General features: G+C 32.0%; 24 protein-coding genes and 1 pseudogene. 8 read left to right on the top strand and 17 right to left on the bottom strand.

The window, feature by feature from the left end:
• The 11 genes from ACREVU_RS04100 to ACREVU_RS04050 form a co-directional block, all read right to left on the bottom strand.
• Positions 1–227, bottom strand: a 227-nt coding sequence (locus tag ACREVU_RS04100) for a BrxA family protein (protein ID WP_431550354.1), incomplete at its 3' end; no start/stop codon positions are given.
• Positions 228–614: 387 nt separating this feature from the next.
• A complete protein-coding gene (locus tag ACREVU_RS04095; protein ID WP_431550353.1) occupies positions 615–818 on the bottom strand; it encodes a DUF3791 domain-containing protein in 204 nt (67 codons plus the stop codon).
• 11 nt (positions 819–829) lie between these two features.
• Positions 830–1,066 (bottom strand): hypothetical protein, encoded by a 237-nt coding sequence (locus tag ACREVU_RS04090; protein ID WP_431550352.1) that lies wholly within the window; start codon positions 1,064–1,066, stop codon positions 830–832.
• Entirely contained in the window at positions 1,053–1,559 is a 507-nt protein-coding gene (locus ACREVU_RS04085) for a DUF3990 domain-containing protein (protein ID WP_431550351.1), read from the bottom strand. Before ACREVU_RS04085 ends, ACREVU_RS04090 begins: the two co-directional genes overlap by 14 nt.
• Positions 1,560–1,920: 361 nt before the next feature.
• Positions 1,921–4,020, bottom strand: a complete 2,100-nt coding sequence (locus tag ACREVU_RS04080; RefSeq protein WP_431550350.1) for a beta-galactosidase — start codon at positions 4,018–4,020, stop codon at positions 1,921–1,923.
• 15 nt (positions 4,021–4,035) lie between these two features.
• Positions 4,036–4,866 (bottom strand): carbohydrate ABC transporter permease, encoded by an 831-nt coding sequence (locus ACREVU_RS04075; RefSeq protein WP_431550349.1) that lies wholly within the window; start codon positions 4,864–4,866, stop codon positions 4,036–4,038.
• A 24-nt stretch (positions 4,867–4,890) separates the two neighbouring features.
• Positions 4,891–5,796 (bottom strand): carbohydrate ABC transporter permease, encoded by a 906-nt coding sequence (locus ACREVU_RS04070; RefSeq protein WP_431550348.1) that lies wholly within the window; start codon positions 5,794–5,796, stop codon positions 4,891–4,893.
• A 110-nt stretch (positions 5,797–5,906) separates the two neighbouring features.
• On the bottom strand, positions 5,907–7,193 hold the full coding sequence (locus tag ACREVU_RS04065; RefSeq protein WP_431550347.1) for an ABC transporter substrate-binding protein: 1,287 nt from the start codon (positions 7,191–7,193) through the stop codon (positions 5,907–5,909).
• A 116-nt stretch (positions 7,194–7,309) separates the two neighbouring features.
• Positions 7,310–8,251: a glycyl-radical enzyme activating protein gene (locus ACREVU_RS04060; protein ID WP_431550346.1), complete on the bottom strand. Its 942-nt coding sequence runs from the start codon at positions 8,249–8,251 to the stop codon at positions 7,310–7,312.
• Positions 8,238–10,499 (bottom strand): pyruvate formate lyase family protein, encoded by a 2,262-nt coding sequence (locus ACREVU_RS04055; protein ID WP_431550345.1) that lies wholly within the window; start codon positions 10,497–10,499, stop codon positions 8,238–8,240. The genes ACREVU_RS04060 and ACREVU_RS04055 overlap by 14 nt, the downstream gene beginning before the upstream one ends.
• 222 nt (positions 10,500–10,721) lie before the next feature.
• Positions 10,722–11,645 (bottom strand): helix-turn-helix domain-containing protein, encoded by a 924-nt coding sequence (locus ACREVU_RS04050; protein ID WP_431550344.1) that lies wholly within the window; start codon positions 11,643–11,645, stop codon positions 10,722–10,724.
• Between the two features lie 700 nt (positions 11,646–12,345).
• Between ACREVU_RS04050 and ACREVU_RS04045 the strand changes: the two are divergent.
• Positions 12,346–12,534 (top strand): annotated as a pseudogene (locus ACREVU_RS04045) (alanine:cation symporter family protein); the annotation flags it as partial.
• Positions 12,535–12,576: 42 nt separating this feature from the next.
• Here ACREVU_RS04045 and ACREVU_RS04040 read toward each other — a convergent pair.
• The 3 genes from ACREVU_RS04040 to ACREVU_RS04030 form a co-directional block, all read right to left on the bottom strand.
• The gene (locus ACREVU_RS04040; RefSeq protein WP_431550355.1) at positions 12,577–14,619 is read right to left on the bottom strand and encodes a M56 family metallopeptidase; all 2,043 of its coding nucleotides are present in this window, start codon (positions 14,617–14,619) and stop codon (positions 12,577–12,579) included.
• A gap of 18 nt (positions 14,620–14,637) precedes the next feature.
• Entirely contained in the window at positions 14,638–15,012 is a 375-nt protein-coding gene (locus ACREVU_RS04035) for a BlaI/MecI/CopY family transcriptional regulator (protein WP_431550343.1), read from the bottom strand.
• 533 nt (positions 15,013–15,545) lie between these two features.
• Positions 15,546–16,475 carry a cobalamin-dependent protein gene (locus tag ACREVU_RS04030; RefSeq protein ID WP_431550342.1) on the bottom strand — a complete coding sequence of 310 codons (930 nt, stop codon included), beginning with the start codon at positions 16,473–16,475 and terminating at the stop codon, positions 15,546–15,548.
• 247 nt (positions 16,476–16,722) lie between these two features.
• On the opposite strand from ACREVU_RS04030, the gene ACREVU_RS04025 reads away from it, so the two are divergent.
• From ACREVU_RS04025 to ACREVU_RS03995, 7 genes are all read left to right on the top strand, one after another.
• On the top strand, positions 16,723–18,033 hold the full coding sequence (locus tag ACREVU_RS04025; RefSeq protein WP_431550341.1) for a putative bifunctional diguanylate cyclase/phosphodiesterase: 1,311 nt from the start codon (positions 16,723–16,725) through the stop codon (positions 18,031–18,033).
• Between the two features lie 13 nt (positions 18,034–18,046).
• A complete protein-coding gene (locus ACREVU_RS04020; protein WP_431550340.1) occupies positions 18,047–19,765 on the top strand; it encodes a methyl-accepting chemotaxis protein in 1,719 nt (572 codons plus the stop codon).
• A gap of 477 nt (positions 19,766–20,242) precedes the next feature.
• Complete coding sequence (locus ACREVU_RS04015) at positions 20,243–20,725, top strand: MarR family winged helix-turn-helix transcriptional regulator (RefSeq protein WP_431550339.1); 483 nt, start codon at positions 20,243–20,245, stop codon at positions 20,723–20,725.
• A 48-nt stretch (positions 20,726–20,773) separates the two neighbouring features.
• Positions 20,774–21,160, top strand: coding sequence for an FMN-binding protein (locus ACREVU_RS04010; RefSeq protein ID WP_431550338.1), 387 nt, complete (start codon positions 20,774–20,776; stop codon positions 21,158–21,160).
• Positions 21,161–21,190: 30 nt separating this feature from the next.
• Entirely contained in the window at positions 21,191–21,676 is a 486-nt protein-coding gene (locus ACREVU_RS04005) for a flavodoxin domain-containing protein (protein ID WP_431550337.1), read from the top strand.
• Positions 21,677–22,295: 619 nt separating this feature from the next.
• Entirely contained in the window at positions 22,296–23,168 is an 873-nt protein-coding gene (locus ACREVU_RS04000) for a cation diffusion facilitator family transporter (protein WP_431550336.1), read from the top strand.
• A gap of 449 nt (positions 23,169–23,617) precedes the next feature.
• Entirely contained in the window at positions 23,618–23,857 is a 240-nt protein-coding gene (locus ACREVU_RS03995) for a hypothetical protein (protein WP_431550335.1), read from the top strand.
• A gap of 106 nt (positions 23,858–23,963) precedes the next feature.
• Here ACREVU_RS03995 and ACREVU_RS03990 read toward each other — a convergent pair whose 3' ends face one another.
• From ACREVU_RS03990 to ACREVU_RS03980, 3 genes are all read right to left on the bottom strand, one after another.
• Positions 23,964–24,692, bottom strand: a complete 729-nt coding sequence (locus ACREVU_RS03990; RefSeq protein WP_431550334.1) for a hypothetical protein — start codon at positions 24,690–24,692, stop codon at positions 23,964–23,966.
• 275 nt (positions 24,693–24,967) lie between these two features.
• On the bottom strand, positions 24,968–25,675 hold the full coding sequence (locus tag ACREVU_RS03985) for a B3/B4 domain-containing protein (RefSeq protein WP_431550333.1): 708 nt from the start codon (positions 25,673–25,675) through the stop codon (positions 24,968–24,970).
• A 165-nt stretch (positions 25,676–25,840) separates the two neighbouring features.
• A complete protein-coding gene (locus ACREVU_RS03980; protein WP_431550332.1) occupies positions 25,841–26,485 on the bottom strand; it encodes a zinc-binding metallopeptidase family protein in 645 nt (214 codons plus the stop codon).
• Positions 26,486–26,638 lie beyond the last annotated feature (153 nt).

The following is a 26,638-nucleotide window of genomic DNA, read 5'->3' as shown; positions in this document are numbered from 1 at the left end:
TTATCAAGTAAGAACTCATCTAAAATCTTTAACCTTTTCAATATTGTTGACGCAACTCCTGATTTTCGTGTTTCAGATTTCATTTGAAAAATATTTTCTTTAATGGACATTTCCTTTATATCATTCTGATTGAATCCTTGTAAAACAAGACTTGAAGCCTTCTTTGTTTCTAAATAAAGAAATGACATTAATTTAATTGTAGTCTTATATTCCAATTCTTTAACCATATATCACCATTCCTCTAGGCCACTATTTTGCTGTTAATTTATTATATCATTAATGGTTAAATTATAACAATTTACAACAAAAATAAAATGCTCACCTCAGAAAAATAAGCACCCCAGGGGTATTTGCGAGGGAGGAATGACCGAGCTTGCTATTTCCCATCTCTAAGATAAAGGTTTTTATGATAACTAATTTAATCTAGATATGTTTTAAGGGATTCCCTGTTTGGAAATCCCTTTTACTATTTTTCTAACTTACAACCTTTTATACTTATCCTTCAACATAAACCACCAGATAGCAGTTTACATAGTGAGGAATTTATTCCCAAGCTTACTATTGACCTTGTTTAGTTTATCATTTAGTGCTTGCTTTATTCTTTGTATATAACATCAGTTTCGTCTTGATTTAATGTATATATCAATATCTTCCACAATATAGTCCTGCCCTGTGGAATGAAGCACATCATAGAAGGATTTGATATATCCAAAAACATTGTAATTATTAAACACTTCCAGTGCAGCCTTACCCGTCATATAATGTGCCTGCTTATAGCTCTCAAGGCAAAATACTGTAAAATCGATTGTTCTATCCATGACTTCTCACCTCACACCTGCGGAAAAGTTATATTTCCGTTATTACTTTCTTCCAAAAAAAGTTCAAATAATTTTTCCGTGCTATACTGCCAAACTTTTGTTTCCTCTCGCTCCAGCATTTCATATAGATGAGAAGAATAAAGAATTGTAACAGCATCAGTATCCGATAAATTTAATTCAGCCACAATCTTTTCTACAAGCGCAGAAGATATGATAGGAATCACAGCATCAAATTTACTTTTCTCCATTACTTTCTCCTTCCAAATTTTCACAATGATCAAATACGCAAAACTCCAATGATTTCTCCGTATGAAATAGTATCTGATCAAAAAGCTTCTCCACTTTCAATCGTTTTAAAGCTTCTTCTTTATCCAAAACACCAGTTTCGAAAAGTTTTACGGTCAAATATACATTATCGTCAGCAACAGGGCCAATTACAATATCATATTCTTCTGGAATTTCTTTTCCTCTGCGATTTAGCGTGATAAAATCCAGCCATTTTTCATCAGTAGATACAAATTTTATAATGTTTAGTTGTTTTTTTGCTTTTTCTATATCAAGTTTATATACTGACAAAAATTTCTCACCTGTATTGTTTCTTAAACTGACTTTTTCAGCCCAGCGATTTGCCTGTTCTTTATTACTTGTAGTATAAAAGCCTATGCCAAAATCAAGCAGACGATTACTTTTCAAAATTACAGGTATTCCTACAGAGACATCACTTCCGTGATAGATATTCACTCTAATCCCTCCAATATCTTTGAGATTATTTTCTGCTCCTTCATAAGTGCAGAGAGCATTTTTTAATAAATATATTTTTCATTACTGTTATTTTACTCTACAACTCTGTTTTAATCAACCAATTTATAGGCTATCTACATATCTACGTATCACTTGCTACAGTGAAGACATCATCATCTAAACATATAGCAAACCCATTTTCGATAAACCACCCTTCCTTTTTAAACCTTTCCATTAATTCTATTTCACTATGCTCATATAATAGAAATTTATATAAGCTTTCACAATTAGCTTATTTTTACATGAGTGTAAAAATAAGCACCCCAGGGAAATAAGCTTTTTTAGTTATGTATTATGTTTGTTATTTTTGCCAACTAAGAATCCTTCCGTCAGATTGTTTAAGATTTAATGTAAGTATATTATTTTTATAAACATCATTATGAATTTTCTGCCCACCATTAAATTCAATAATTACTTCTACATCTTCTAAGCAATGATTAATTGCAATTAATACATATTCATTTTCAGTTTCATGCAATCTAATAATGGGTGCAAACATTTGTTTCTCGTCTATCTTACGGTTAACTTCAATATTTTTGATAATATTATAGCCACCTTTATCCATAAATCCAGTTAATATCTTCTCCACAACTTCATCGCTTGTTTGATTATAATAATAACCGCAGAAAGTCCCAATCCATATAGCCTTACCCTTTCCAACCCTTCTTTCAGTGATTGCAGGCTGTTTATCATCAAATTCTGCAATTACTTTTATAGTACTATCCATTGGGCGAACGAGTTGTCGGTATAGCATACCCTTAAATTCCTCACCGCTTTCCTTAAATTTCGCTGTTGTCTCTCCCCAATCTGGTGTAGCCTGGATATCTATATGCATCAAACCGAAAAGTTCCTTTAACATAAAACTTTTTTGATCAAGCAATGTCGCTTCATCAAACAATCCAGGACATGCCTCTGCTATAATAGTTCCCCCTGCTTTAACAAATTCTATAAAAGCTACTATCTCTCTCTTCGAAAGAGTAATGGTCATCGGTAAAAATAATGACTTAATACCGTCATTTTTTAAATCTTCCAAATAGTCCTCATGGCAGAAGCGTATAGGTAAAGACCTTTTATATGCCGCTTTATATATACCAAACACACTACCGGAATACATCTCTTCTTGTCTTCCGGCGCAGTAAGAAAAAACCTGACTATTCCTTGATAAGTAGATTGCATTTGTTGATAATACTCTGTGCATCCTATCCAAAATATCCACATTTAAGGTTTTACAACATTTTGATGCTTCTATTGACCGTTCTGTATTTTCGCCCTCAAAGCCAGTCAGGCCGAATCCTGGTGCTTCAGTTCCCGAAGGTTCAGGCGCATACTGCCAGTATATAACTCCTTTACCCCCTGAGGCTATTGTGTTCCAGTTCCAAAGTCGTATGTCATGAGCATTCGGTACTTCGCTACCTAATATCCCTGCCTTTCCAGCCCCACCCTGCAGTTCAACCTGATAATACATTTTGCCCCTTGATGCCTCTGCAATTATCTCATTATGAGCAAAATGACTAATTATATGTTCCTTTCCCATCAACCATTTAGGGAAACTTGAAAGTCCAAATATATCTACCTCAGGCGCAAGTAGAAACTCATCTCCAAGCTCATTGGCAAGCCCACCCTTTATACGGTTACCAAGTGTTGCACTATATGCAACATGGGTTTGAATTTTTTTATTAGGCGCGCCTTTTTTTGCAGCTTCAACTCTTAATCTTAACCAGTCTCGTAGATTATATAGCCAAAAGATACGCCAATCCATCATGTCCGCATATGTGCCAAAACGAGTTGGTGGAGTTACCTCACTCCAGCTGATATAATTTCTAAACCATTTTTCATTAAGTTTTTCTAATTCACCATATTTTGATTTTAACCATTCTAAAAATTTATGACGAGAATATTTACAGTAACAAAGGATATCTTCACGATAATCAAACATGGGCTCTAAGTGTGGTTCATTCCATACATCTATCGCAATTATATTATCATTTTTGGAAAAATGTTCAGCTGTTTTCTCTATAAATTTCAATGCAAGCCTTGACCCTTCAGGGCTATCGAAGCATAACCCAGGCCAGCCTCCAGAAGGAATATTCGCAGGACCGCCATATGAGACCGTTGCTCCCTTGCATGTCTGATAAAGCGCATCTTCATTACCTTCAAGAGTCCAATAAGGTGCACCCTCTGGAATGGTATTTATTACAACTTTAAGGTTGTATTTCTCTGCTAACAAGACAAGTTCATCAATTTCTTCAAAGTCAAAACAACTCGGTCTCTTCTCTATTCTGTTCCACACTGCCCAAAACTTTACTGTGTTAAAGCCAAGTTTTTGCATATTTTTAAAATCTCTATTCCAATCACACTTGTTAGGAAACGGTGGTCTATAATACTGCGACCCAAAATACATAAATTATTTCCTCCTTTATCCCTTTACTGCTCCAGCAGTTATACCAGTAACTAGATATTTTTGCATAAAGAATCCTATTATTATTATTGGTAATATTGTTATTGTAGCCGCAGCAGAACACTTACCCCATTCTACGGATACTGCCCCAGCATATTTAGCAATACCTACAGTAAGTGTATATGTTTTTAAATTAGTAAGTTGCAAGGCATACATTAACTCATTCCACGAGAATTGCATTGTTAGGATTACCGCTGAAGCAACAGCCGGCTTTAGCAATGGGAATATCACTAGAAAAAACGCTCTTACCCTAGAACAACCCATTACTGTAGCAGCCTCTAAAAGTTCATTTGGTATGTTTCTTATAAAGCTAGCCAAAAGCCAAGTGATAAATGGCAGAGTAGTAGCCGAGTGTGCGAGTATTGGGCCAAAATATGTCCCAGTTATTCCAACTCGATTTAGCATAATGTATAAAGGTATTAAAATTGTAATTGTTGGAACAAGCTTACCCAAAAGCATTATGTTAGAAAGCTTTAGTCCTATATTTGATTTAAACAATTTCATACCGTAAGCTGCCAAAGCTCCAAGCGAGATAGTAATTACCATAGTTGATACTGCTATTATCATGGAATTAGTAAAATACTTTCCAAAACTGTCCAATTCGAATATCTTTTGAAAGTTTGCTAATGTTGGTGTAAATATCAAATCCGGGGGCATTTTTTTAATATCGAGAGTTCTTTTTAAAGAATTAGAAATTAGAATATATATAGGGGTTATTGTAAAAATAGTCATTAAAATTAACATCACAATTTCTGTAAGTCTCCAATACCATTTGGTCTTATATCTCATAATTACATCTCCTTATTGTATGGCCTATTCTTTAACTTTACTTATGTTATGTTTAATAAATGGTATCCCAAAACATATAAGAGTAATTGTCATCGCTACAATTGAAAGTGCCATAGCATATCCCATATCTATATTTTCAAAGCCCTGCTTATAGGCATAAAGACTTATAGTAACGGTTGAATTATTTGGACCGCCACCTGTTAATGAATAGATAATATCAAATGCCTTGATTGTATCCACCCCACTAATAAGAAGTATTACCATATATATATCCTTAAGCATTGGAAAAGTAATCGATTTAAAAGCTTGAAAACCATTTGCGCCATCTACATAGGCAGCATCATACATCTCCTGTGAAATAGAAACAAGTCCCGCAGTAAGTACAATTATTACAAATGGCACAGTCTGCCACCAATGGGCAATAATTGTAGAGATTAAAGCTGTGTATTGACTTGTAACCCCGGAAAATTGGTCCATTCCTATACCGAAAAGTCCCAGGAACCAGTAGAGTATACCTTGAGAATCATATATATAACGCCATATTAATCCTACGACTATAGGTGATACCATTAACGGAATTGTTATAATTGGTCTTAGTATATTCGCGGCAGGTTTGCACAATCTGAACAGAAGAACCGCAGCAAGTGTGCCAAAGAAAAAATCACCAGCAATTGCCCCAGCTGAAAACAGTAAAGTATTTATTACACTTCTTATTGCGGTTTCATCATTAAAAAATCTAATATAATTGCTAATGCCTGTGAAATCACGCATGATATTAAAATTTCCATAGCTGAATTTAAAAAAGCTAATAAATAACCCATAAAACAAAGGAATAACCATTACGACTAAAATCATTATCATAATAGGTGTCATTAAAAGTGTTGGTAATAGATCACCCTTTTCAAGGGACCAGTAAAATTTTTTTTTCATATTTAACCTCTCCTTTCATAAAAAGCTATTATGAATGTTGTATAATATAGTATTGATAGATGAACTACCAATACTATATTATTTGAAAATAAACTATACCTAATAATAGATTATTTGCTAAAATCGACTTCTTTTAAATTATTTTGAACCTTTTTCATCACGTCTTCAGGTTTAGCATTAGTTGTAGCGATTTCAGACATACCAACCGTTACAGCATCTTTAAGCTTTGAGAAGTTTACAAGTGCTGGATCAATTTTTCCATTTGAAAGTTCTGTCATAACTACAGGAAGGAATGGTGTTTTCTGGAGTACCTCTGCATCTTTAGCTAATGATTCAACAGCACTAATTTGTGAATTTTTCAAGGTCTGCTTCTTTTCAATTTCAGGACTTGTTAACCACTTTATGAACTTAAATGAAGCAGCTGGATCTGTAGCATTCTTTGGAACAGCCCATATCCAGAATGCATTGTTAGCAGCAGTTTTACCACCTGCACCGTTAAGTGTTGTATATTTCACCGTATCGACTATTTTTGATTTCTCTGCATCCTGGTTTTGGTTTGCAAGTCCACTCATAATTATGCCAATAGGTGCTATTTTTGTACGCACAGCTTCAGCTGTTTCATCATGTGACCATGCTACAGCACCCTGTACAGCATATTTTGCAAGCTCGTCATAGGCAGCCGCAGCAGCAATACATTTATCAGATGTCAAGTCAAGTTTTCCATTTGAATCAAAATAGAATCCATCATCAGAAAACAGAAGCTGTGACCAAAGTGTAAATGAAGAACTGGATTGTTTGAGAGGCATAGCAATACCTGAACCCTTGCTCTTAAAATATTTTGCAACTTCAATCAACTCATTTAAATTTGTAGGTACCTTCTGTCCCTCTTTTTCGAACACTGCAGAATCATAAGCAATAATCATGCATTGAGCATAGGTTGGAATTCCATAGGTCTTGCCATCTAATTTACACCCATCCATCATGCCTTTGGAATAGATGCTTGTGTCAAGATTTTCGGCTTTAATTAAGTCATCCACAGGATACAAATATCCAGCATCTACATATTCCTTAATCCACTGTATATTCACCCATACTGCATCATAGTTTCCTGCTGTTCCTGGCGCTGCCTGGAAAGAAAGCACCTGCTTCTGCTTTAGATTGCCATAATCTACATCGTCAATTGTTACTTTACCATTTGAGTAATCCTTTACAAGAGCCTTTTGATCATCTGCATGTGGCCCTGCCCAACGGGAAACAAGCACTTCTGCCTTTGCCGCAGACTTTTCTTCTGAACTTGAAGCAGGTGTTGCAGTCTGGGACTTTGTGTTAGAGCAACCTGTCATAGAAAGTATCATTAATGCAGAAAGAACAGCCAGTAATTTTAGATTCTTTTTCATTTTTAGCCCTCCATTTATTATTTATTTAAGCAAAATGCTGTTATATTAGCATTTTGCAAAATTTCAAAATTTGTCCAAATTTAATAAGCTTGTTTTAGTTTTACACATAATAAAAGTTATCCTATTATGATATTTTCAGCTCCAAGCATCTTTAGTTCCTTCAACCATCTGTCTTTTTCTTTCATGCCTGCACTTTTTATATTAATTTCTGATTCACCTATGCCTAATTTCTCTGACTTTGAATTACCTAAATTATGATAGGCCATAATTTCTCCATGATGAATTTTAGGATATTTTTTTAGTAATGAAGCGATACCAGAAAGATGCTCTAGTGAATCATTAACCCCAGGTATTAACGGCAGACGAAGTATGATATTGGCATCCATGTTATACAATAAATCTAAATTCGACAAAATCAGCTCATTGTCCACACCACAAAGCCGCTTGTGAATATTGCTATCAGTCACTTTGTAATCAAAGAGAAACAGATTTATGCGAGGAGCAATCTTTTTATATTGCTCCTCCTTTGCATATCCACAGGTTTCCATACAAACATTAATATCCCCAATTTTATCCAAAAGATGCTCAATAAATTCAAATTGCTGCATGGGTTCCCCTCCGGTAAGTGTTATCCCACCTTTTTGAGTGTTATCCTTCATATCCTCATAATAAGGGAGGTCAATCCTTATCTTTTCCATTACTTCATCCACGGTGTACCGTCTACCAATTATTGAAATTGCATCATAGCAACACACCTTAGCACATTCCCCGCAGCCAACACAAAGTTGATTATCTACACTAAGCAGCCACTTTCCATTTTTTTGTACCTTTAATAAAGCTCCTGATGGGCATACTTTCGTACACTCAAAGCAAGCAGTACAAAGCATATCATTGTATAAAAGCTGTGGCTTTCTAATATATGATTCTGGATTATGACACCATTTACACCGAAGAGGACAACCTTTAAAGAAAATACTTGTTCTTATTCCAGGTCCATCCTTTAGAGATAGGTGCTGAACATCAAATATCATAGCTGAAATCTCTTTAGTATGTGACACGATCATAAATCTCCTTTTGAATGTCTTTTTTCAAATTAACAAACCTTGCACTAAATCCTCCGACACGTACAATCAAGTCCTTGTAATCTGATGGATTTTTCATTGCATTATACAAATCTTCTCTCCCAACAACCGAAATCATAAGTTGCGCCCCTCCACGTTTGAAATAATTATCAATAACTCCTAATAACTTTTCTTTAGAATCCTGAAAGGTTTCTTTAGTAATTCGTACATTCTGAACCATTCCAGCATGGTTATTATGGGATGGCTTTAAAATAGAGTTAAACATGGCAGTCAAACCATTCTTATCATTCCCCGGTGCCGGGTTATTAGCATTTGCCATAGGCATTCCCGACTTGCGTCCATCTGGTGTTGCTCCCACCCATCTTCCCAAGGTTGTATTTTGAGCATTATTTATAGTCACCGAAAGATAGCTTTTTAGACCGACCTTAGGAGCTTGAGCTTTAATAGTTGTACATAGAAAATTTTGTAGTTCAACAAATATAGTGTCTACATAATTAATGTCATTACCATACTTAGGTACATCCATAAACATACGGCGCAACTTATTATTTTTATAGAAATTATTATCTATTGCTTCAATCAACTGCTTTGGAGTAACCATTTTTTCTTCAAAAATCAGCTTTTTAATTGTTGCAAGACTATCTGCAGCATTGACGGCACCATAAAGTTCTATTGTTCCCGCAAGGTAAGCACAACCCCCACTAAAAATTCCTTTACCTTTTTCTATACAACCCTCGTAAAGCATACTAACCATCATAAATGGATGAATTTGTCCCGTTTTCTCATATTCGTATTTTTCAAATTTAGCCTCTGCTTCAGCGTAATAGGTAAGTAGCTCCTTGTAGTTCTCCAAAAATTCCTCATAACTTTTACATTCTACAAGTGATTTTGTTTTTGGCGCAATATAACTATCTACCATAGGATCATAACCACCTCGAATTGCAAGTTCCAATATTTTAAGTGTATTCATTGAACCATTGGGACTTCCAAAGCTAAAGTGGTCAAATTCAATTTCTCCGCAGCCAAGTGGCATATATTTTTCTGCTAGTTTTCTATCTACTTCAAACGCAGCCATCACAGAAGGAACTAAAACCTCATCATTATACAAGAGAGGATAAGTTCTTCCTTCCTCGATACAGCGTATGGAATTTTCCCACACTAACTTTGGAGTTTCATTATTAAATCTTAATGTAAGCTGTGGTAGTATTTCCTTTACCGTACGACAAGCTTCAATTGCTACAAGACAGAAGCGATCTGCATTTTCTGGGTTTCTTCGGCCATACCCTCCCACAATCACACGACCATCGGTTTCACTGTCTAGTGAATCGATGAGTCGGAAGTACGTTTGTACCATTAAAAGCGCTTCTCCCTCAGAAATAATCTTGTTATCGATATCATGAACATATAAATCTCCAATTTGCTCATCAAGCCTTCCAAACTGCAGTAGTGGACACATAACACCATATAACCATATTAGCTGTAACCCCTCCAACATTGAGGTAGGAGCTTTTTGGGTTATGTTCATAAGTGCAACAGCAAGGTCGCTCAACTGTTTTTTTCTTTCGTTATTTTCGGCTGACACTGCGAGTTTCTTAGCTTCGCTGCAGTATAATATACACATATTTTTAAGTATTTTTAATGAACCAATCATACTTTCATATAAAATAACATCGCTACCACTCTTGAGTTTTTTTGTAATATTTGTCTTAATCTCTTCCTCTAATCCTGTTATACCAATTCTAACAAGCTTATCAAAATCAACAAATGCACCTGCCATACGAATTATTGGAGAGGCAGGCAGTGGTAGCACCTTCCATTGTTCTGTTGGCAATACTTCCTTAATATCCTTTGGGGTATTGCGAAGTACTATATCATAAGTATTTTTGCCCTTCCAGAATGTTAAAATGTCATGAAGGTCCTCACGATATTTTGCATTTCCTTCTTGGAACTCAAGTGCAGCTACTACACGTTCTTGGTTTATATAGTACCCAAAACCACCTGTTTGTCCTTGTATACCAAGACCCACAACACCCATTTCCATTCTTCCAGCCAAAACATCTTCGCCTTGAATTGGGTGCATTATTGCAGGATATTGAGCCTCTAGACATGCCAGTTCAATTTGTGCTATATTAGTATATTTCGCAGTAGCATCACGGTATGCATTCGTAAAATCAATCTCGAATTGCAGGTTATTTCTTGGATTTTCCACCTTAAAATTATTCATAAATATCACCTCTTATAAAGAATTAACGTTTGAATTAATTTTCAATTACTAATATAACTTCACGTAATCTTAATATCATCTTAACAATTCTTGAACAATTGTTCTTGTCTTTCATTGATAATTCTTTTGTTATATATTGATATTTAAAATATTAAACTATGAATAACGCTTATCTGTTGAAATTATATGTGTTGGAGATTTTCTTATATCATTTACGTAAAGTCACTCCTCATTACTAATCGGAATTCCTTGAATAATTCTGGTATCAACTATCAAGTTATTGTATATTTTTTCTTTGACCTCCAATGTATCCTTATTTTTCCGCAGTTGTATAGGTGACATACCATAAAGTTTATTAAACAAATGATAGTAATTACTCAAATTTTCGAAACCAACATCGTAACAAATATCAATGACTTTTCTATTAGTAGAAATAAGTAGTTGTGCCGAATGAACTACTCGAATTTCATTTATAAACTGAGTAGGTGTTTTATTGAGATATTTATGGCAAACTCTTGTCATATGTTCATTTGTTTTACATGAAAGCCGATACATTGCCGGCAATCCTTCCGTAAAATTGTCTTTTTTTAGCATTTCCAAGCTCAACCATCTCAACCAATTAGGCATACTAGTCTTGTTTTTAGTAAATTCTATTGGAAAATAATGAGTAATTATATTCATTATGACTATTCTTAATTGCGAATTCACTTTATCATTCATAAGGTTTTTAAAGACAACGAGTTCCTCAAATTCTGTCATTAGATTATTGAAATTAATTTGGGATATCTGAATGCTTGGAGAAAATGGTATAGACAAGAGTCGCTCAGGAACAAAACCGGAACTAAGATAAGCGAATAATTCATTTATTATTTCTACGGGTATAATAACATTGGTTATTTGAAAATCCGATGTCATATTGTCATAGTAATGATAATCATTCGGGCGTACAAAGACAATCATCGCAGGTGACAAAGGCTGTGTATATCCATTAACAGAATGGATAGCTCGGCCTTTATTTACTAAAAAAAGCTCATAATAATCATGTGAATGAGCAATTTTTAACTGATTATGGTCTTTAATATATGAGATTATACCTCTATTAGGATTGTTGATAAATCTACTAACAAGCAATTTTTTTTGACTCAATTTAAATCACCTCTTATATAAAATTAATGCTTTCCAAAAATGTATATTCAGTTCTCTTTGTGCTCTTACTTTCAAATCTTCTACAACATAATTCAAGAAGTATCTACTGTTTTTCTTTTAAACTTGTATTAGGGTGTTTTTGCATATCCCAACGAAAAGGTATATTAGCATATTAAATAAGGCAATACTATCAGCCCTGCAACTTTTGCACAACAAAAATGCTAGCTTTTCCTTTGAAAATTCAGGCAAGGTCTCTATAACGTAGGTTAAAAACGAGTTTATTTGTTCTTTTGTCAACGAAAGGTTTTCGTGTAATGCATTTTTAAGTAGGTCTAAAACAACTTGAACAGCTTCAAAAAATTGTATATCTTGAAGTTAATTGCAGCAATTAAAAAATAAGCCACCTATAGTACTTAAATCCTCATTATTGCGGCTTTGAGTAGATAACATAATATATCTTGTAAACACAATAGTTGTATGTGCAACCATAGAATCATAAGATCGTCCTTGAAATTCTTTTGCCCGATTTAAAAAGGATTTATTCTCTCCTTAAAGTATTCGTCGTTTATGTAATTATCCCTCCCTGAGGACTCAAGTGATCTTTCAAATGTTGAGTAAGATGATTCATTTATTAGCTTATTTTTACACGAATGTAAAAATAAGCACCCCAGGGGTATTTGCGAAGGAGGAACGACCGAGTTTGCTATTGGTAGCATTAGGTGCATTCTTAAAATTAGAAATGATTTGGGTAATTGCTGATATAGTAAATGGACTTATGGCAATTCCAAACTTAATCGGATTGATTGGATTAAGTGAAGTTATTATAAATGAAACAAGAAAATACTTCAGAGATATTGAAGATGATGAAATGCTTAAAGTAGCAAAATAAATAATTAGAAGGAAGCTTTTGGCTTCCTTCTTTTGTGGTGTACTATTTTATTGACTCAGCGATTTTTATTAAATAATCATTACTTAAATCAGTTCCTGAAACATTGTAGTACCTACCTTTCTTCCAAAACATTATCTGAACAGTATTGTTTGTTCCGCTTGTTCCAAAGTCGGAAATATAACCATCGTCACCATTTATTTTCACCTTATCCCATTTTCTTCCGTCACCATTTATTATTAAGTCTAGTCCATCTGGCTCCTCTTTTTGAAATATTTGTAATGATCTAAATCTATCACCCTTATAGTTTATAACCAAGAGGTGCTCACAAGGTGGTATCTTGTTAACAGTAGGAACATCAAAACTAAAATTTACTATACTAAGATATTGATTTACTTTTTTCAAATCGCCTAAATCAATAGTAGGTTCCTGAAATTTAAAAAAAGTATATTCTTTTATTTTATTTCTTTCTGATATAACATTCTCATTTGATATTAACTTTATATATTTGTTTTCAATATTAGAAAATGTTTTATCAATTTTAATCACTTTAGAATTTGTATTCAGAGTATTATCTTCAATTATTGCCTCATTACTTGAATTTTGTAATGGATTTACTAAAACATTGAAATCAGGTCTCTTTTGCTTAGGATCTATCATTCCAGAATCAATCCAATATCCGACCACCTTATTTTCGGCTATTAACATCACAATATCATATTTCAATTTTGTCAATTCGAAGTCACCATTTTCAATTTCACAAGTATATATTTTAATTTTTTCACCCATATACGAAGAAAAATCCATGCCACTGTGTTTAGATAATTCATTTCTTTGTTTCAGTAGGTCACCAACGTTAATGCCATCATTGACGACTTTAAAATCACTTGGAAGTTGAATATCTTGTATAACTCCACTGTTTACAACAAACTTTAGTTTCTTCAAGTTTAGAAAGCTTTGAACAACATTTTGATAATTTACTCCTGCTACTAACTTCGTATCAGCATTATTTTGAGTTTGAACATAAGGACTTGCAACAGTTTTGGGATTTACCAAACATACAAGTGCAATTAAGGTTATAAGAGACACTCCTATAAAAGACCATTTAAGTGACCTTTTTTTAAATGAAGTAATCATACTAATTCTCTTTTTTAAATTTGATTTATCTGATATTAACCCGGCTCCATTAAATAAATCATGTGATTTTGAAAATAATCCAGCCATATTAATAATAGTACAACCATAATTATTGTAGCAATTAGTTTGGAGATAATGCAGTACCTTCTCATCACAGGCGAGCTCGCAATCTTGTTGCATTTTATAAAAGGAATACCAAATAATAGGATTAAACCAATTAAAAGCAACTAATATAAACATAGTAGAATTTATCAATATGTCTTTATATTTTAGATGAATTAATTCATGCAGAAAAATATGCTTTTTCTGCTCCTCAGTGAACTTATAAATTATTTTACTGGATATTAATATTTGGGGCTTAAACGCACCATATAAAGATATACCGCTTATATTACTTGAATATTTAATAGGTATATAACCATTTATGCTTGTCATAACCTGACAGGAATTCAATATATAAAGTGTATCTTTATCTTCACAAACCTCTTGATTTCTTAATCTCTTATTGAAAATTAAATTAAGAATAAATATAAATAACAATGCAGTAAGCATAACTATGAACCATATAATGCTTGCTAAATTAAACAAGTCTAAATTTCTTGATTTAACACTCTTTATGTTTTCTGATGACATAGCAATGGGATTAATAGTAGCTTTATTTGTATTACTATTCACATTACTTTGTTCTATTTTATTATTATTAATAATTGGTATGTTTGCTGATACTTCAATATTGGTTGTTGTCTTTGTAAAAATGTTGAATATGCTCAATGGACTTTGGTAACTATAAGGAATCGCAAGTCTTACAATAAGAAGCATCCATATATAATAGTGCCATGAAGCACTTAACTTATTTTTAAATAACTTCTTTATAATCATAATTAGTATTGCTAAAAAGCTACCCATTGCAGATGAAATAAGAATTGCCTTAAATAATAAATTAATAAACACCAATGAAACACCCCCCTCTTAACTCCGTTTATTATCAAGCATTTTTTTCAATTCCTGAATATCTTCTTCAGTTAATTCCACATCATTTATAAAGTTTTTTATAAATAATTTTTTAGAACCATTATAAATCTTATCAATCAGAGTTTCTGTTTCTTCTTTTCTAAGCTGTTCTTCAAGTACTATAGGATAATATCTGTAACTTTTTGTTTCTTTTATAACTCCTACAGCACCTTTTTTTACAAGTCTGCTTAAAAACGTCTGAATTGTTGTTGGTCTCCATGTTGAATCATTCTTTAAATTTTGAATAATTTCAGGTGATGTGAGTATTTTGTTTTCCCATAATGCTTTCATGATAAGCCATTCTGCTTCAGTTATTTTTATTAGGTCTTTCACCTTAATACCTCCTACTACATTTGTAGTTTATGAACTCATACTACGCCTGTAGTTTTCATATGTCAATAGCTCTCCAAACACAATTACCCCGGGGGGGCTTTTGCCTTTCTATATTTCCCATATTGTTTGAGACACCCTTTCCACGGCAAATGATAAGTTAATGATGCTATTTTTGTAGAATCTTATAATGAAATACTTGAATCAATAGCATAGTAGTTTATATAAAGTGGTTATAAGTTCATGATTGTAGCGATAAACTTCATCCGGAGGATAAAGATTTTACATTAGGGGAATTTGGTGAATGTATCGCAGATACTACAGGCAGCAAAGAATATGATGTAAATTATCGTTTGATGACAAAATCAGAAGGATATAAAGGGTATAGAGCTGCAGTAAGAATTGTACGAATAGATGGTGGAAAACCATCTACGTTTATTTGAATGGTGAATTGTGTAATTAGATTAAAGTTGCAATTGATAAAAACCCTCTGTTGAAATTTAATCAACAGAGGGTTTTTGTAACGTAATAAGTAATTATGTTATCATAAATTCATTAGCTAACTTTACAGCCCCATCTGCATTAGATGAATATCCATCGGCTCCAACGGATTTCCATAGTGTTCTATCCCTATTGAATAGTTGCCCACCTATAATTATTCTAACATTGCTCAATTCTTTCAAATTCCTTATAGCAGTAATCATAGATTTTACTGAATTAAGATAGTAAGGCATTGTACAAGAGATTGCCAGAATATCAGCTTTACGGTCTTTTAGTGCTTTTATCAGACTCTGCGATGGAACGTCAGATCCAAGGAAATAAGTACACCAGCCGTCCATTTCAAAGAAATCTGTAACCATACGTATGCCAATATTATGTGAATCCCCAGATGTACTTAGAGATACTAAGGAATGCCCATTTTTTACAGCAGATGTATTGAGATAAGGACAAAGCTGGGACATTATCAACTGTGTAGAATTTGAAAAATAATGTTCTTGATAAACATCTATAATATTCATATCCCACTGCTGTCCAATTTCTATAAGAGACCTTTCGAATACCTCAGAATATAGTGTCTTTATATCAATCATGTCACTAGCAACTGCATTTAAAATCAGTTCACTAGCTATTTGCAATTCACCGTTAATTAAAGCCTTAAAATATGAATTCTTTAATGCAAGTATCGCTGGGTCAATGAAAATGTTGGATAATTGCATTGAATCTCTATGTGAAAAATCTTCATTATAGTTCTTTACTTCTGATCTTCCAAATAAGTAATCCATAGAAACATTAAAGAAGTCTGCAATTTTTAGCAGAGTTTCTTCATCAGGAAAGCGCTTACCTTGCTCATAATTGGCTATAGTTGTTTGAGCTAAACCAAGCATTTCAGCTAAATCCTTCTGAAGTAAATTATTTTCTACACGAAGATTTTTTATTCTATTATAAAAACTACTTATGTTACTCACCCACCCTTCAATTATACATTGCCACAAAAGAACGAAAAATTCAACAGTTTTTATTCTTATTTTAATAATTTTGTTATTTTAGGAAAATTATGTTGATAAATTACAATTTGTGTTATATGATTCGATTATAACACATTCTGAAATGAGACGATTAACAATTTCTATTACTAATATTTAATTTTTTTTAATTTATTATAAATATATATAAATGTGAAATGAGGCAAAATAATAATAAAGGAGAAAGCATATGTGTAAAGAAAATTGTAATTTAATAAATAATATAGTATATGATAATGCTTATATTGATTTAATTACGGGCCTTAAAAATAAAAATTACATAGATTATATGTTGCCTGAAGTGATGCGACAGAAAGGAAACTGTAACTATCAAGCTATTCTTATAGATTTAGATGAATTTAAAATATTTAATAATACTTTGGGATATGACTTTGGGAATAAGTTACTAAATGAAGTGGGCAAAAGATTATCAAATACCTTTAAGAATAAATCTATCGTTATATATTTTGGTTCTGATAGATTTTTAATAATCACTTTTAATGAAGATAGTATTAATAACTATGCAGAAAAAACACTAAATGTGTTAAGAAATACATTTTTAATAGAAAATACTTTTATAAATTTAACTGCTAGTATGGGAATTTATATAAATACAAAAGCTGAAAACATATTTGTTGCAATTCAATATGCGAATATAGCTTTAAATTATGCAAAAGAACAAGGGAAAGATTGCTTTAATATATTTAAAATATCAATGAAAGATGAGATGTTTAGAAAAGCAAAAATAAAAGATAATCTTAAAAATGCTATTAAAAATGATCTGCTAGAGGTGTACTATCAACCTAAAATTAATTCAACAAATGAAAGTCTAATGGGAATTGAGGCACTGCTTCGGTGGACGGATGAGGAACTTGGAACTATTTCACCAGATGAATTTATATCTGTTGCGGAGGAGACAGGAATTATTATAGAACTGGGTAGATATGTACTCAGAAAAGTCTGCATGCAAATAAAAACATGGGAAGAAAGGGGAATTAATTATAGAAATGTGGCTGTGAATATATCAGCAAAACAGTTTAAGGATGTATCTTTACCAGAATACATAGCAAATATTTTAAAAGAATATGGGGTATCACCAAATGTTTTAGAACTTGAAGTAACAGAGAGTGCTATTATTGAAAATATTAAACGTTCAGATAAAATGATTAATGAGTTTATAAAAAAAGGTATTAAAATAGCCATAGATGATTTTGGGACAGGTTATTCCTCGTATATACAACTAAGTAACCTAAGTATAAATACACTTAAAATTGATAAAAGCTTTATAGATTTTATCAATTGTGATAATAAAAAAAATTCCATTATTAAAAACATCATAGATTTTGCTCATATTATGGACCTGAAGGTTGTAGCAGAGGGTGTTGAGCAAGAGCATCAGCTGAAAACATTAAAAGAATATGGTTGTGATATAATTCAAGGATTTTATTATAGTAAACCACTTTCTACTAAGGATATCGAAGAATATATTATGAAAAAATAAGGGGCGCGTTAGGATGAGACTTTTTGTTAATTTAGGGGTAAAGAAAAAACTTATATTAGTATTTTCAGTGATTTGTATTTTTATGATTTTGATAGGATTGCAGGGTATATTAAGTTCATCAAAAATAAATGAGGGTTCTAAGTCTATATATAGTTATGGGCTAATACCTATTAAGGATTTGGAAGAAATTAAAGGTAACATTAATGAAATGAGAGTTAATATGCTTGGAATTGTTTTTGAGAGAGATAAGTCGAAATTAGATGAACAAATAAAGAGTATAGATGAATTAACCAATGAAGATATAAAGTTTCAAAAGGAATACGAAAGTATACCTTCAAATTCAATAGAAGAGGATAAAACATATGATGAATTTAAAATTGAATTAGCAAAATATAGAGAGGGAAGAGTTAAGATAATAGAACTTGCAAAAGCTAACAACTATGAGGAGGCAGTTAAGATTTTTAATTCTGACATAAATGAAATAAAAATTTCTATGTTTGAAAAATTAGAAAAATGTATCGAAATAAATGAAAAATCAGCTGCACAGGCCAATTCAGATAATATAGCTCAGTTTAATAAGGTTAGATATACAATAGTAATTTATACAGCTATAGCATTTTTTATTATGATTTTTATGGCATATATATTAAGTAAAAATATAATAGTTCCATTAAATAAGATAAAAACGTTAGCAAATAGGTTAGCTTCCTACAATTTCTCAACTCCACTTAATATTACAAGGAAAGACGAATTTGGACTAACAGCTGTAGCGTTAAATACTGCACAAGAAAATGTAAATAGCTTAATAAAGGTAATTATGGAAAATACACAGGAGATAAGTGCATCGTCTGAGGAACTTTCAGCTACAGTTCAAGAGTTATCTTCAAAAGCTATAATTATAGATGAAGCAGTAGATTCTATCGCTGTGGGTATGCAAGAGGCAAGTGCATCATCAGAGGAAATAAGTGCATCTGTTGAAGAAGTAGATTCAAGTATTAATGTATTATCTTCAAAGGCCATGGAAGGAAGTAATAATTCCTATCAATTTAAACAAAGAGCTACTGAGGTTAAAAATAATAGTCAAAAGGCTATTAGTGAAACTCAAGAATTATATTCTGAAAAACAAAAGAAAATGGAAAAAGCTATCGAAGATGGAAAAGTAGTGGATAGTATAAAAGTTATGGCAGATACTATCGGAAGTATAGCAACACAAACCAATCTACTTGCATTAAATGCTGCAATAGAGGCAGCAAGGGCTGGGGAACAGGGAAAAGGATTTGCAGTGGTAGCTGATGAGGTAAGAAAACTTGCAGAGCAGTCGGCACAAGCAGTAATAAATATTCAAGATACTATTGTTAAGGTTCAAGGGGCATTCAAAAGCAGTATTGACACAGGTAGCGATATATTAGAATTTATAAATACACATGTTCAAGAACAATTTAAAGCATACGAAGAAACGGGAAATAAATATTATAATGATTCAGATTTTGTAAGCAAAATGTCTGAAGAAATAGCAGCTATGTCTGAAGAAATTACAGCAACAGTTGGACAAGTAAGCCAAGTAGTTCAAAATATGGCTGAGTCTTCACAAAGCTCAAGTGAAGAAGCAATTATAATAAAAGAGAGCATGAATGAAACGTCCCAGGCTATAGAGCAAGTAGCATTAACAGCACAAAGCCAAGCAGAACTTGCTCAAAAATTAAATGAAATAGTTCAACAATTTAAGATTTAATGTTAGCAAACAATAACTTCCAGTTTATGTTTGCTAATGGGGTCGTGTCTGGAACCAATAATTGTAAATATCAAGGAGTTCTAAAGAGGATACCTTTTCAAAATGATTAAATTGATCATTTTGAAAAGGTATCCTCTTTTTAACCACTGGTTCGTACAAAAGCGATTTTCTTTAAAAGTTCAAATTCTCTTTGACTATTGATTGACATAACGGTTCCCCCTTTTGTGCATATAATTATATATAGTATACTAAATTCAGAATAAAACTCAAAATGTGGATAGGCATACCATAATATAATCTTGTCACCTTTCAAAAATTGGAAATGAATTTGATAATCACCGTAAACTAAACAATAGAATTAATAAATTAATATTAATAAAAACATTGACAAATGCCTATAAAGGTAATATATTATCTTTATAGGTAACACATTACATATAAAGATAATATATTAGAAGTATAGAGAGGGAGTTAATTATGAGTAAGGTTGACAATATGAGTGATAAGCAATATTTATTTGGAGTGATTTTCATAGTTGCTAACAGAGTGGATACAATGCTTGAAAGAGAATTTAAACGATTTGGGATTACAACAAAGCAGTGGTTTTTATCTGTTATTATAAAAAATTTATTTGATAAGCCACCTACAATGAAAGAAGTTGCAAAGGAAATGGGAAGTTCTCATCAAAACGTTAAACAGGTTGCTTTAAAGCTACAGCAAAAGGGATTATTGATTTTGCAAAAGGATAAAAGAGATGCCCGCGTAACTAGACTAAAGCTTACAGAGAGTAGCTATGATTTTTGGAAAAAGCTTAGTGAGGAAGGGACCACGTTTACGCAAACATTATTTAAAAATATAGATAAAGATGAATTAGAAGTTGCGAGAAGGGTAATGCAGAAGATGCAGGTAAATATTAATGAGATGGATAATGATAGTGATTGTGTGGAAAATCCTGAGTAAGATTTAAATATATTATATATAAATCTTAAAAAAGGGGGATGTATTCCAGTGAGAAAGTTTATAAAAATTATTTTAGGAATCGTTTGTTTATTGGTCTTAATTATTGGTGGGATTGGTTTTTATATGACGCGAGGATTAAATTCTAGCAAAAATATGATTATTAATTCCGTGGATGCTTCACAACTAAAAGATGGTGTCTATAAAGGTAAGTATAACGGGGGAAGATGGTCAAATGAGGTCAATGTTACTCTAAAAGATAAAAAAATAACTCAGATTGCTATTGTTAAAAGCGTGGTCTTTGAGAAAACAGAAGTATCTAGAGAGCTGATTAACAAAGTTATTAAAAAACAGGATACTAATGTTGATGTTATTAGTGGTGCTACAGTTACGGGTAAAGCATATCTAAAATCAATAGAAAATGCTTTGTCAAAATAGAAATTAAAATTGTTAGAGGAGAGGTAATACATGAAAACAATAATTATTTATAGTAGTACTTATGGCTATGCAAAAGATTGTGCAAGCGAACTTTTAAAACAGCTTAAAGGGGAGGTTACACTTGCTAATGTGTCCACAGATAAAATTCCGCCAATAAACGAATTTGATAATGTTGTTATCGGAGGATCAATATATATGGGGCAGATTTCAAAAAAAATAAAGGTGTACTGTACCTCAAATTTAGATTTGATTAAGAACAAAAGAGTAGGATTATTTTTATGTTGCGTCTTGCCTGAAAATCTTGAAAAAAACATTAAAAATTCATTCCCTGAAGAATTGTTGAAAAAAGCGATATCAATAGAATCTTTTGGGGGCGAACTAAGGGTTGAAAAGATGAAATTAACACATAAAATACTAACTGGATTTATAAAAAAGGCAGCGGCAAAAGAAGGAAAAACTCTTGCAAAACAAATGCCGGAAAACATTGCAAAATTGGCAGCAATTATTAATAAATGATGGGATTGAAAGTAAATCTTTAAGCAAAGTCGCACAAGCATAACTAGAGATAAAGTATTGAAAAACACAAATAAAGGTCCGGAGATTATCTTATAAAAATTTTAATGGCAAACAATAACTTACAGTTAATGTTACGTCCCCCGAGGTCGCGACATAAACTGGAAGTTCATGTTTACTAAATGAAATAGTTCAACAATTTAAGATTTAATGTTAAAGGCATACTTTTGTTATAAAAAGTCCGAAACCTTTGACCCATTCTAATTTTATTGTATTACCTTAAGGGAGTTTGGCAAAAATAAGTTGTACATTACGTTACCAAAGATAAAATTAGGAGGGAACTGATAAAAGTTGGATACGTCAATTATTCGAATGTTATTTTCTTTGAGAATTTTAAGTGCTTCGATCACATCATCGTATGGTGGTAGTTTTATAAATGAATATAATTATCAATTAATTAACTCATTAATAAAAGTAATAATTATTCCCAAAATATAGTGGTTTTTATTATCAATTGATAATTAAATCCAAATTCAAAAAGTATTGCTAATACAATTAAATCAGCATATACTAAGATTATAATTTTAAGAATATATTATCAATTAAAAATGAGGTGTAAAAATTGAACAGTGAAGAAAGATTTAAGATTGGCATAAAAATATCTAAGATTACCATTATTGTTAATATTTTATTATCTGCAATTAAATTATTTGCTGGTATTATTGGTAGAAGTGGAGCTATGATTGCGGATTCAATACACTCACTTTCTGATGTGCTAAGTACAATAGCTGTAATGGTGGGATTAAAATTAGCTAACCAACCTGCGGATGCAGAGCATCCATATGGTCATGAAAAAATGGAGCCAATTATGGCTAAAATACTGGCAAGCATATTATTAATTACTGCATTCCTAATTGGATTCAATGGTATTAAGAGTATTTTAAATGGAACAACTGTAATTCCGGCCAAAATTGCTATGTATGCAGCTATAATTTCTATAATATCTAAAGAATGGATGTATAGATATACTGTTAAAAGTGCTAAAAAAATTGACAGTTCTGCACTTATGGCAGATGCATGGCATCATAGATCCGATGCATTTTCATCTATTGGCACATTAATCGGAATCGCAGGAGCTAGAATGGGTTTTCCAATATTGGATCCAATTGCCTCCCTAGTGATATGTATTTTAATAACTAAAGTAGCTATAGATATTTATAAACAAGCTATTGATCAATTAGTCGATCACTGTGCTGATGCAAAAACTATAGAAAATATAAAAAATGAAATTGAAAAAACAAATGGTGTAATAAATATAGATGAGTTAAAGACTAGAGTAAGTGCAAATAGATTATATGTAGATGTAGAAATATCTGTTAATAGTGATTTATCAGTTTCTGAAGGTCATGAAATTGCGGAAAGGGTTCATAACAGCATAGAACTCTTAGACAATAGGGTTAAACATTGCATGGTACATGTTAATCCTGGTATATAACACATAATAAAATAAAAAGCCGTAGAGATATTTTACTAACGGGTTCCGTTTTGAGGTACAAAAGCTTTTTTTTAATAAAAAAACACTTATGCTATTAATCTAATAAAATCAAAAAAACTTTATAAAATAACATTAATATTAACAATAAAAACGACTATGTTAAAACATAGTCGTTTTTATTAATTTCGTTAGATTTATAAGGATAATTTTGAACAAAATCAAAAATAGTCACATTAGAATTAGCATTTAATTAAGTTTATTCTTAGGGTGATTCAACTTGTGATAATTAAATGATTTGGGTGTATAATATATAAACATAATAAAAATAAGGGGTTCTCAATAAAAACATTTACCATTAAAGGAATATAGTGATGTGGAAATATGATATAATATTTATAGATTTAAGTCGAAATTGTAAAATATGTTTCATTAAGGGAGGTAGATTTGGGTTGAGTAAAAAAGCAGATAAAGGTTTTCAATTAATTTATTGGAAATTAAGTTATAGAAGAAGGTTTATTAGGGACTTGTGGCTATTTCCTTTTGTTATAATATCAATTGGTTTTATGGTTTGGATTGGAGATAGCATATTTATGAAAAGAGTAGCACCAGTAATAGGATTAGTAATATACATATTTCAATCAATTTATGATTATAGCAAATGGAAAAAGTGTGAACAGTCTTCATATTAAGCGTCACAACTACTAAAACCGAATAATCCCCTTAAAATACCGTATTATTCAATTGAATTTACGGTATTTTTACGTCGTATTTCAATAATAATGTTCATTAAAGACATCATCTAAAGTAAATAATGTCTTTATAATCGTAGACTTTATCGGTCAAACCCAGACGTTGAGCAGGGGTAGAACGTTTGCCATTAGACTTTGTTTCAAAACAAAAGTTATAGAAGGTGCGAAAAATCACCAACATTTGATGTGCATACTTAGGGTTATAATTAGCATATATATAGCTTTTCCCATCTCCCCTTGCAGTTGAAAGTAGTCGTTCCAATATAGAAATTCTTCTTCGTACTTGCTGAAAGAAATTATTAATAGCTCTACTATTTACTTGCATAAGTAGGTCAGCTAATTCAGTGTCATTTATATGTGGAATTTTGCTTATAAGGTTTATCCATCTTATACCTTCATCTAAATCTGGGAGAGGGTGCTTAATAGGATTATTCCCTCTAATTGGATAATCAATGCCATTTGCTTTTCCCCAAGCAACTAATTCTTTTCTACTCATAAAAACTTCTCTTCCTGCTTCGCCTAACGTAAACTTCTTTTCAGATTGACATGTAAAATATAAAGAATAACCATCTTTAAAACTTTTATTGAAAATCTTAAAAATACAATGTTGTAAAGTATTATCATCATCTGATACGAAATACCATTTCTTTGCTTTTATAGCTCTTTGTAGAAGAAAATAATGTGCCATAGCTGTATACTGCGATTTAACGTGACAACCTTCTACATAGTCCTTACGCCTATCAAACTCAGCTAAATTCATTTCATATTCCTTCATGGATTGGCTATCATTATCTGTAGGTGGCTGAGGGCAGTATGAATATTTTAACCTGTCATTTTTTCTTAAAAATGGATATGAATGGTCACAATGAAAAATTTCAGTATCCTTTTCTACATCATCTAATCTTATCTCATAGTCAAACGCTAAATCAGTTCTAAAGACATAACCAGATTTTAAATCAGCACTTGATAATAGATAAGTCTGAAATAAACACCCCAGGGGTAGTCAATTCTTAGCATAATAGCTACCGTAGTATAGTAAATCCCAGTTTTTCAATCTATAAAACACTCCCTTACTTGATTGCTTAATATTATTATCTCGGTTGTTCCCCCAAGATTTTTATTTATCAAATCTGCTAACTGTTTTAATGCCTCCTCAAATTCCTGATATCTGCTCTCGTCAAGCAATTCAACACACATAAATGCATCTTTTGTACTTTCAGTAAGCATAGTCCTTACTGACTCACGCCAATTTAAGCATCTACATATTGCTCCATCATCATCCTTATATATTAATTCGCCCTCATAAGGTGAACTACTTTCATCACTTCCAAGTGTAATGAATTCTTCATTCCCATCAGCTTTAGTAAGTCTTATATTTCCAGCGAATTTATCTATGTCTTCTCCCCCACATGGTAATGCAAAATTTAGAGATATAGAATTATAAATATCTACCAATGGATTTATATTTCCTATGTGATTGCCGTTTTCTACTCTTTTTAAGAGAGCTTCAATAGATGATCTCACACCTTTTTTTGTTTTAAATTTTTTAAATGCCTCTCTCCAAACTTGAATTACAGAATTGTTACTGAATTGATCTTCTGTTAAATAAGTCAGAGCTTTAATCTCAGCTTTTGACACTAACTCCTTAAACTTATCCTCATCCCTTATTGTGTTATCTATTCCCTTGCAAACAAGTACACCTATTCTTGCTTTAGGAAACAATTCCCAAAAATCATCTTCAACTATAAATTTTTTCATAACTATCCCTCCATATATCATATATAAACTATAAATCTTATTTATGTTATACCAATAAATAAATTAACTATTTCTTATATTTTATCTTTTATTTATTAAAAATATCCCAATAAAATTTTCTGAGCCTCCGAGGTGCTAGAGGGGACCTAAGTGACTCTCTTACTATTATCGTATTGAAGAAGGTTTAACTTCAGGAGGTATAGGACAAACATATTTCTCACCTGCAAGTTTATCTTTTAATTCTAGCTTAGCCTTTTCAATCAGCTCAGGATTATTATATAATTCTATAGCTGTAAGTGCCATTACTTTTCCTGCCTGCAACATACTATTATGACAAAGATTAGATTTGCCTTGAGATACCATCTGCCATGAATGTTCGGGTGTTCCTAAGGCAAAACAAGCTGTAGTAATTTGTACTGTAGGTATAATCCAACTTACATCTCCAACATCTGTAGAACCAGGAAGAACCAAAGAAGAACTTACGTATGGCAATATTATATCAGCAATATCCTTATCTGCTAAATTATCTATGACAGCTCTTCCTTCTTTACCACAAGCTGCAGCAATTAGTTTAAAGCAATCTTTTCTCTCATTCTCGTTAAGTGTAGTCCTTATTTCTTTTGCAAAGTTAACGTCTTCTTTTGTAGTCTTTACAGGTCCTATTTCAACCAATTTCTCATACATAAGTTTCTCTAATACAGAATTAGTTACAATATTTGAACATGCTCTATCAAAAACAACTTCACATGTAGTTTCTGTCATAAGAGCTGCTCCCTTTGCAATATTTAGTACCCTCTTATAAATTTCCAAAGCTTGATCTAATTTAGGAGCTCTTATTAAATCTTATACTCCGCACAATGTATTACAAAATCCTTATATTTAATTTTAAGGCTTTTTTAAGTTGTATTTTCAAAAATAGTGCTAAATTTTTAAATACTTCAATGATGAAATCGACTATAATTT

The organism is Clostridium sp. (genome assembly GCF_050717535.1).
In the GTDB taxonomy this organism is placed as follows: Bacteria; Bacillota; Clostridia; order Clostridiales; family Clostridiaceae; genus Clostridium_AD.
This window is presented reverse-complemented; position numbering and strand designations above follow the sequence as displayed.

Coding starts and splice junctions, on each gene's coding strand:
- ACREVU_RS04095 (WP_431550353.1), bottom strand. CDS start 818: ATGGATAGAACAATCGATTTTACAGTATTTTGCCTTGAGAGCTATAAG.
- ACREVU_RS04090 (WP_431550352.1), bottom strand. CDS start 1,066: ATGGAGAAAAGTAAATTTGATGCTGTGATTCCTATCATATCTTCTGCG.
- ACREVU_RS04080 (WP_431550350.1), bottom strand. CDS start 4,020: ATGTATTTTGGGTCGCAGTATTATAGACCACCGTTTCCTAACAAGTGT.
- ACREVU_RS04075 (WP_431550349.1), bottom strand. CDS start 4,866: ATGAGATATAAGACCAAATGGTATTGGAGACTTACAGAAATTGTGATG.
- ACREVU_RS04070 (WP_431550348.1), bottom strand. CDS start 5,796: ATGAAAAAAAAATTTTACTGGTCCCTTGAAAAGGGTGATCTATTACCA.
- ACREVU_RS04065 (WP_431550347.1), bottom strand. CDS start 7,193: ATGAAAAAGAATCTAAAATTACTGGCTGTTCTTTCTGCATTAATGATA.
- ACREVU_RS04055 (WP_431550345.1), bottom strand. CDS start 10,499: ATGAATAATTTTAAGGTGGAAAATCCAAGAAATAACCTGCAATTCGAG.
- ACREVU_RS04025 (WP_431550341.1), top strand. CDS start 16,723: ATGTGTAAAGAAAATTGTAATTTAATAAATAATATAGTATATGATAAT.
- ACREVU_RS04020 (WP_431550340.1), top strand. CDS start 18,047: ATGAGACTTTTTGTTAATTTAGGGGTAAAGAAAAAACTTATATTAGTA.
- ACREVU_RS04015 (WP_431550339.1), top strand. CDS start 20,243: ATGAGTAAGGTTGACAATATGAGTGATAAGCAATATTTATTTGGAGTG.
- ACREVU_RS04005 (WP_431550337.1), top strand. CDS start 21,191: ATGAAAACAATAATTATTTATAGTAGTACTTATGGCTATGCAAAAGAT.
- ACREVU_RS03990 (WP_431550334.1), bottom strand. CDS start 24,692: ATGAAGGAATATGAAATGAATTTAGCTGAGTTTGATAGGCGTAAGGAC.
- ACREVU_RS03985 (WP_431550333.1), bottom strand. CDS start 25,675: ATGAAAAAATTTATAGTTGAAGATGATTTTTGGGAATTGTTTCCTAAA.